We start from the raw sequence: 7231 nt of genomic DNA on the forward strand, positions 1-7231 counted from the left end.
GTGAGACGTTGGGCTACGTCCCGCAGGGCGGCACCCGCATCGAGTTCGTCGAGGAGCTGGGCGACTTCAAGACCGCCTGGGATCTGATCACCTTCACCGGTTTCCTCGGCACCGGCATGCGGATGGAGTTCACCTGGCACGGCTGCGACTCGGCGCTGGCCGCGCCGCTGGTGCTCGACCTGGCCCGACTCACCGCCGCCGCGCACGCCGCCGGGCAGGTGGGACCGCTCGTCGACCTGGGCTTCTTCTTCAAGGACCCGCTGGGCGCGCCCACCCACTCGCTCGGCGAACAGTGGGCCCGGCTGACCGCCTTCACCCGGCAACTGCACGGCGAGGACGGTGCCCATGACAACGTTGGCTGATCTTGCCGAGCTGGTCCGCGCTCCGGCGGCGCTCTCGGTGCCCGGTGACGTGATCGCCGGGGCCGCGGCGGCCGGCGCGTTGAGCCCGCGTACCCCGGCTCTGGCCGGCGCCTCGGTGTTGCTCTACTGGGCCGGCATGGCCGCCATCGACTGGGCCGACCGACGCCTGGACGCCGAGGAGCGGCCCGAACGACCGATCCCGAGCGGGCGGGTCACCCCGGCCGCCGCGGTCGGTCTCGCGGCGGGCCTCACCGCCGCCGGCGTGGGCCTGGCCGCCGCCGTGGGCGGTCGCCGCGCCGCCGCGCTCGCCGTGCCGCTGGCCGCCACCATCTGGGGGTACGACCTGCTGGCCAAGAACACCGCCGCCGGCCCGGCGGTGATGGCCGCCTGCCGGGGCCTGGACGTGTTGCTCGGCGCGTCCGGCGGCCGGCTGACCCGGGCGTTGCCGGCGGCGGCGACAGTCGCCGCGCACACCTGGACGGTCACCGCGCTGTCCCGCCGGGAGGTCACCGGCGCCGACGCCACCCTGCCGATGCGCACCCTGGCCGGCACCGCGCTGGTCGCCGCCAGCGCCGCCGTCGCCGCGCCAGGGGCCCGACGCGCCGCCGCTCGTAGCGCTGAACAGGCCGGAGTCACCGACCGAGCCGGAGCCACCGACCGGGCCGAGGCCGTCGGCGAGATCGGGGTGAGCGCGGGCCGCGGCCGCGCGGCCGGGATCGCCGCGGTGCTGCCCGCCGTGCTGGCCGGCTGGTACGCCGCCCGGTACGGCGCGGCCCAGGCCCAGGTTGTCCGGGACCCGTCGGCCGGACGGGTCCGCGCCGCCGTCGGCGCCGGGATCACCGGGCTGCCGGCCCTCCAGGGTGCCCTCACCGCGCGCGGTGGAGCAGGGCTGCTCGGGGTGGCCGTCGCGGCGGCCGCGCCGCTGGGTCGACGGCTGGCCCGGAAGGTCTCCCCGACATGAGCGTCCCCGAGCCCCGACCGGGCGCGCCGGCCGCCGACGCCACGACGCTGCGCCTCGGGTACGGCACGAACGGTTTCGCCAACCACCGGCTCGACGACGCGCTCGCCGTCATCGCCGAACTCGGCTACGACGGGGTGGCGCTCACCCTGGACCACGACCACCTGGACCCGTTCGCGCCCGGGCTCACCCGCCGGGTCGCCGCCGTCGGTCGCCGGCTGGAATCGTTGGGCCTGGCCGTGGTCATCGAGACCGGGGCCCGCTACCTGCTCGACCCGTGGCAGAAGCACGCCCCCACGTTGCTGCACGACGACCCGACCCGGCGCATCGAGTTCCTGCGGCGGGCCGTGCGGATCGGTGCCGACCTGGGCGCGGAGGCGGTCTCGTTCTGGGCCGGCGTCCGACCCGAGGCGGTGCCGCAGCAGTGCGCCTGGGACCGGCTGGTGGCCGGGTGTGCCACGGTGGTCGACGCGGCCGACGCCGCCGGCGTCACAGTCGGGTTCGAACCGGAGCCGGGCATGCTGGTGCAGGACATCGCCGACTGGCGTCGGCTGTACGCCGCCCTCGGCAGCCCGGCCCGCTTCGGCATCACCCTCGACATCGGCCACTGCCGGTGCCTGGAGCCGTGGCCGGTGCCGCAGTGCGTCGCCGAGGTGGCCGATCACCTGGTCAACGTGCAGATCGACGACATGCGCCGGGGCGTGCACGAGCACCTGGAGTTCGGGGTCGGCGAGATCGACTTTCCGCCGGTGCTGGCCGCGCTGCGCGACGCCGGCTACCGCGGCCTGGTCGCCGTCGAGCTGCCCCGCGACTCGCACGCCGCACCCGCCGTGGCCGCCCGGTCGATCGAGTTCCTGCGTGCCGCCGCACTGGCCGGCGGCACGAAGGACGAACTGCCCGCAGACATTCCTGGGGTGCCTGCGTAGCAACAAGGGGAGGAGACGGGATGACACCGGATTCACTACGGGCCGCGCTGGGAGGCGTACCCGATCCCGACTGGCTGGACACGGCGTTGCGCCGGGTCACCACCGAGCCCACCGCGATCACCCGGCTCTTCCCCGCCGTCGGCCGCCGCTGCGGCCGGGCCGCGCTGCCCGACGCCCCCGGCTGGACCGCCGACGACGCGGCCCGGGTGCTGCTGCTGACCAGCCTGCCCGGCGAGCACGCGGAGTACGCCGAGCGCCTCTACCAGCACGGTGACGCGGCCGAGCGGCGAGCCGTGCTGCGGGCCCTGTCGCTGCTGCCGATCGGCGCCGCCGGCGTGCCGTTGCTGCACGACGCGATCCGGACCAACGACACCCGGCTGGTTGCCGCCGCGCTCGGCCCGTACGCCCGGCACCTCGACCCGGCCGCCTGGCGACAGGCGGTGCTCAAGTGCGTGTTCAGCGGCGTCCCCCTGGCCGCGGTGGCCGACCTGGACACCCGGGCCGACGGCGAACTGGCCGCGATGCTGGCCGCGCTCGCCGCCGAACGGCACGCCGCCGGCCGGGACCTGCCCGCCGACGCCACCGACCTGCTCCACCGGCTCACCGCCGCTCTGCCGCGGGAGGCGTGTCATGCGCATCTTCGACCCCCACATCCACCTGACCTCACGCACCTCCGACGAATACGCACGGATGGCCGCCGCCGGCGTGCGCGCGGTGGTGGAACCGGCGTTCTGGCTGGGGCAACCGCGCACCAGCGCGGCCTCGTTCACCGACTACTTCGACTCGCTGATCGGTTGGGAGCCGTTCCGGGCCGGGCAGTTCGGGGTGCGCCACTTCGCCACCATCGCGCTGAACCCCAAGGAGGCCAACGACCCGCGCTGCCGTCCGGTCCTCGACCTGCTGCCCCGCTACCTGGACAAGGACGCGGTGGTCGCGGTCGGCGAGATCGGGTACGACTCGATGACGCCCGAGGAGGACGAGGCGTTCGCCGCGCAGCTCGCCCTCGCTGTGGCGTACGACCTGCCGGCGCTGGTGCACACCCCGCACCGGGACAAGGCGCGCGGCTGCGAGCGGACCCTCGCCGTGGTCGCCGAGTCCGGCATCGACGCGGGTCGCGTGGTGGTCGACCACCTCAACGAGGTGACCGTCAAGCTCGTCAGGGACAGCGGCTGCTGGCTGGGCTTCTCGATCTACCCGGACACCAAGATGACCCCGCAGCGGATGGTGGAGCTGCTGCGCGAGTACGGTACGGACCGGATGCTCGTCAACTCGGCGGCCGACTGGGGGCGCTCCGACCCGCTGCTGACCCGGGCTACCGGCGAGGCGATGCTGGCGGCCGGCTTCAGCGACGACGACGTCGACACGGTGTTGTGGCGCAACCCGGTGGAGTTCTACGGGCAGTCGGGGCGGCTCGACCTCAGCGACCTGGACGTCAGCGCCGCCGTGGACCCGCAGACCGGCAACTCGATCCTGCGCGGCGGTAGCTGATGCGGCTGCGACACGCCGGCGGCGAGACCGTCCACCTCGGCTACTGCACCAACGTGCACCCCGCCGAGGACCTCGCCGGCATCCTCGGCCAACTGGACACCTACGCCCTGCCGGTGCGTCAGGCGCTCGGCAGTGACCTGCTCGGGCTCGGCCTGTGGCTGGCCGCCCCGGTCGCCGCCGAGCTGGCCGCCGACCCGACGCTGCGCCGCCGGCTCCGCGTCGAACTGGACGCGCGCGGTCTGGAGGTGGTCACCCTCAATGGCTTCCCGTACGCGGCCTTCCAGGCGCCGGTGGTGAAGCAGGACGTGTACCACCCGGACTGGACCACCGAGCAGCGTCTGACGTACACACTGGATCTGGCCCGGGTGCTCGCCGACCTGCTGCCCGACGACGCGGCCCGGGGTTCGATCTCCACCCTGCCGCTGGCCTGGCGGCAACCGTGGGACACCGGCCGCGCGGACGCGGCGCGACAGCGACTGGACCAGCTGGCCGCCGGCCTGGCCACGGTGCAGCGGGACACCGGCCGTGAGGTGCGCATCGCCTTCGAGCCGGAGCCCGGTTGTGTCGTGGAGAGCACCGCTCAGGCCGCCGCGTTGCTGTCCGGAATGGACACCGACCGGTTGGGTGTCTGTGTCGACCTGGCCCATCTGGCCTGCGCCTGGGAGGAGCCCGCCGAGGCGCTGGAACGGCTGCGGGCCGCCGGCCTTCCGGTGGTGAAGGTGCAGGTGTCGGCCGCCGTCGAGGCCGCCGACCCGGAGGGTGGGGCCGAGGCGCTGCGCCGCTGGGTGGAGCCCCGCTTCCTGCACCAGACCCGGGGTGCCGGTTGTGCCGGTCTTTCCGACCCGGCCGACCCGGCGTACGCGGCCGACGACCTGGACGAGGCGCTGGACCGGGCGCTCCCCGGCCCGTGGCGGGTGCACTACCACGTGCCCCTGCACGCCCCGCCCGAGGAACCGCTCGGCTCGACCCTGCCGGTGCTCCGCGCGGCCCTGAGAGCGCTCTTCGAGGGTCCGACCGCCGGCTGCGACCACCTCGACGTCGAGACGTACACCTGGGGGGTGCTGCCGGCCGCCCGACGGCCCGGCACCGATGCGGAGCTGGCCGCCGGTATCGCCGCGGAACTGGCCTTCGCCCGCGACGAACTGGTCGGCCTCGGCCTGACCGCGCAGCGATCCGTGAGTATGGGAGTGACGCGATGAGCCGGCGACTGGTGGTCCTCGACGTGGTGGGGTTGACGCCCCGACTACTGGCGCACATGCCGCGACTGCGGGGAGTCGCCGACGGCGGCTTCCGGGCCGAGCTGGGCACCGTGCTGCCCGCCGTGACCTGCTCGGTGCAGTCCACCTTCCTCACCGGCGAGCCGCCCAGCGGGCACGGGATCGTCGGCAACGGGTGGTACTTCCGGGAACTGGGCGAGGTGTTGCTGTGGCGGCAGCACAACGCGCTGGTCGGCGGGGACAAGCTCTGGCAGGCCGCCCGCCGGGCCGAACCCGGCTACACGGTGGCCAACGTCTGCTGGTGGTACGCCATGGGCGCCGACGTGAACTGGACCGTCACGCCCCGGCCGGTCTACTACGCCGACGGGCGCAAGGAGCCGGACTGCTACACCGACCCGCCGGAGCTGCACGACGCGCTCACCGGGCGGTTGGGCACGTTCCCGCTGTTCACCTACTGGGGGCCGACGGCCGGATTGCCGTCGTCACGGTGGATCTGCCAGGCCGCCGAGCAGATCCTCGCCGACGTGTCACCCGACCTGACGCTGGTCTACGTGCCGCACCTGGACTACGACCTGCAACGTTTCGGCCCCTCGTCGGCCGAGGCCGCCGCGGCGGCGGCCGAGCTGGACGCGGTCCTCGGCCCGCTGCTGGACGCCGCCCGGGCCCGGGACGCCACGGTGGTGGTGCTGTCGGAGTACGGCATCACCGACGTGTCCCGGCCGGTGGACGTCAACCGGTTGCTGCGCGCCGAAGGGCTGTTACGGGTGCACACCCAGGCCGGCATGGAGTACCTCGATCCGTGGACGTCGAAGGCGTTCGCTGTCGCCGACCACCAGGTGGCGCACGTCTACGTCAAGGACCCGGCCGACGTCGCGGCGGTGGCGAAGCTCTGCGCCAACCTGCCCGGGGTGGCCGAGGTGCTCGACGCCGACGGCAAGGCCGCACACGGGCTGGACCACCCGCGCGCCGGTGAGCTGGTGCTGGTGGCCGAGCCGGACGCCTGGTTCACGTACTACTACTGGTTGGACGACGCCCGGGCGCCGGACTTCGCCCGGCTGGTGGAGATTCACCGCAAGCCGGGTTACGACCCGGCGGAGTTGTTCTTCGACCCGGCCAACCCCGGTGCCGCGAAGGCCCGGGCCGGGGTCGCGCTGGCTCGCAAGAAGCTCGGCATGCGCTACCTGATGAGCGCTGTCGGCCTGGACACCGGCGCGCGGGCGGTGCGCGGTTCGCACGGGCGGCTGCCGGACGACCCGGCCGACGCCCCGGTGCTGCTCTGCTCCGACCCGACGGCGGCCCGCGACAAGATCGCGGCCACCGAGGTCAAGGCGCTGCTGCTGGAGCTGGCCGGATTAGGCGTCGACGGCGCGAGCGGTTCAGGGGAGCGGACATGACGGTCACCGTCGCGCCCACCGACACGAGCGGGCTGCGGGCACGCTTCGACGCGGAACTGGCCGGGTTCCTGGAGCGGCAGGGCCCGGACTGGCCCGACGGCGCGCCGCGTGGCGTGTTCACCGCCCTGCAACGGTTCGTGCTGGCCGGTGGCAAACGGATACGACCGCTCTTCTGCTACTGGGGCTGGCGCGGGGCGGGCGCGGCCGACGGCACCCCGATCGTGGTGGCGGCCGCCGCCCTGGAGCTGTTCCACGCGTTCGCGCTGATCCACGACGACATCCTGGACGGCAGCGACCGCCGCCGCGGTGAGCCGTCGGTGCACCGGCTCTTCGCCGACCTGCACGCCCGCTCGTCGTGGCGGGGTGACCCCGAGGCGTACGGCCGCAACACCGCGCTGCTCTGCGGGGACCTCTGCGCCGCGTGGTCGGATCAGATGTTCCACGAGTGCGGGCTGAGCACCGAGCAGGTGCACCGGGGTTACGGCGTGTTCGCGCTGATGCGTACCGAGGTGATCGCGGGGGAGTACCTGGACCTGGTCTCGGGCGTCGGGGACGGCTCGGTGGCCAGCGCGCTCACCGTGATCCGGATGAAGGCCGCCCGGTACACGGTCACCCGACCCTTGCAGATCGGCGCGGCCCTGGCCGGCGCGGGACCGGAGCTGATCGCCGCGCTGGGCGAGTTCGGTGACCCGCTGGGTGACGCTTTCCAGCTCCGTGACGACGTGCTGGGCGTCTTCGGTGATCCGGCGGTCACCGGGAAGTCGGTCCTGGACGACCTGCGTGAGGGCAAGCCGACGGTCATGATGGCGCTGGCCCGCAGCGCCGCCGACCGGTCGCAGACCGTCCGGCTGCGGGAGCTGTTCGGCAACCCGGCGTTGGACGCCGA

General features: G+C 74.1%; 7 protein-coding genes and 1 pseudogene. All 8 read left to right on the forward strand.

Translation table 11 applies throughout. The features are described from left to right. A partial coding sequence (locus KBX53_RS16405; RefSeq protein ID WP_247675720.1) for an inositol-3-phosphate synthase occupies positions 1 to 362 on the forward strand: 362 nt, incomplete at its 5' end. Beyond that, positions 346 to 1323, forward strand: a complete 978-nt coding sequence (locus KBX53_RS16410; RefSeq protein ID WP_210860187.1) for an SCO3242 family prenyltransferase — start codon at positions 346 to 348, stop codon at positions 1321 to 1323. The genes KBX53_RS16405 and KBX53_RS16410, both read left to right, overlap by 17 nt. Next, positions 1320 to 2246, forward strand: a complete 927-nt coding sequence (locus KBX53_RS16415; RefSeq protein ID WP_210860189.1) for a sugar phosphate isomerase/epimerase — start codon at positions 1320 to 1322, stop codon at positions 2244 to 2246. The genes KBX53_RS16410 and KBX53_RS16415 overlap by 4 nt, the downstream gene beginning before the upstream one ends. 20 nt (positions 2247 to 2266) lie before the next feature. Further along, positions 2267 to 2776, forward strand: a pseudogene (locus KBX53_RS16420) (EboA domain-containing protein); the annotation flags it as partial. Between the two features lie 100 nt (positions 2777 to 2876). Beyond that, the gene (locus tag KBX53_RS16425) at positions 2877 to 3734 is read left to right on the forward strand and encodes a TatD family hydrolase (protein ID WP_210860191.1); all 858 of its coding nucleotides are present in this window, start codon (positions 2877 to 2879) and stop codon (positions 3732 to 3734) included. Continuing rightward, a complete protein-coding gene (gene eboE / locus KBX53_RS16430; RefSeq protein ID WP_210860194.1) occupies positions 3734 to 4933 on the forward strand; it encodes a metabolite traffic protein EboE in 1200 nt (399 codons plus the stop codon). Before KBX53_RS16425 ends, eboE begins: the two co-directional genes overlap by 1 nt. Then, a complete protein-coding gene (locus KBX53_RS16435) occupies positions 4930 to 6345 on the forward strand; it encodes an alkaline phosphatase family protein (RefSeq protein ID WP_210860196.1) in 1416 nt (471 codons plus the stop codon). Before eboE ends, KBX53_RS16435 begins: the two co-directional genes overlap by 4 nt. Next, on the forward strand, positions 6342 to 7231 hold an 890-nt coding region (locus KBX53_RS16440; protein ID WP_210860198.1), incomplete at its 3' end, for a polyprenyl synthetase family protein. The genes KBX53_RS16435 and KBX53_RS16440, both read left to right, overlap by 4 nt.

The organism is Micromonospora sp. M51 (assembly GCF_018070305.1).
Classification (GTDB): Bacteria; Actinomycetota; Actinomycetes; order Mycobacteriales; family Micromonosporaceae; genus Micromonospora; species Micromonospora parva.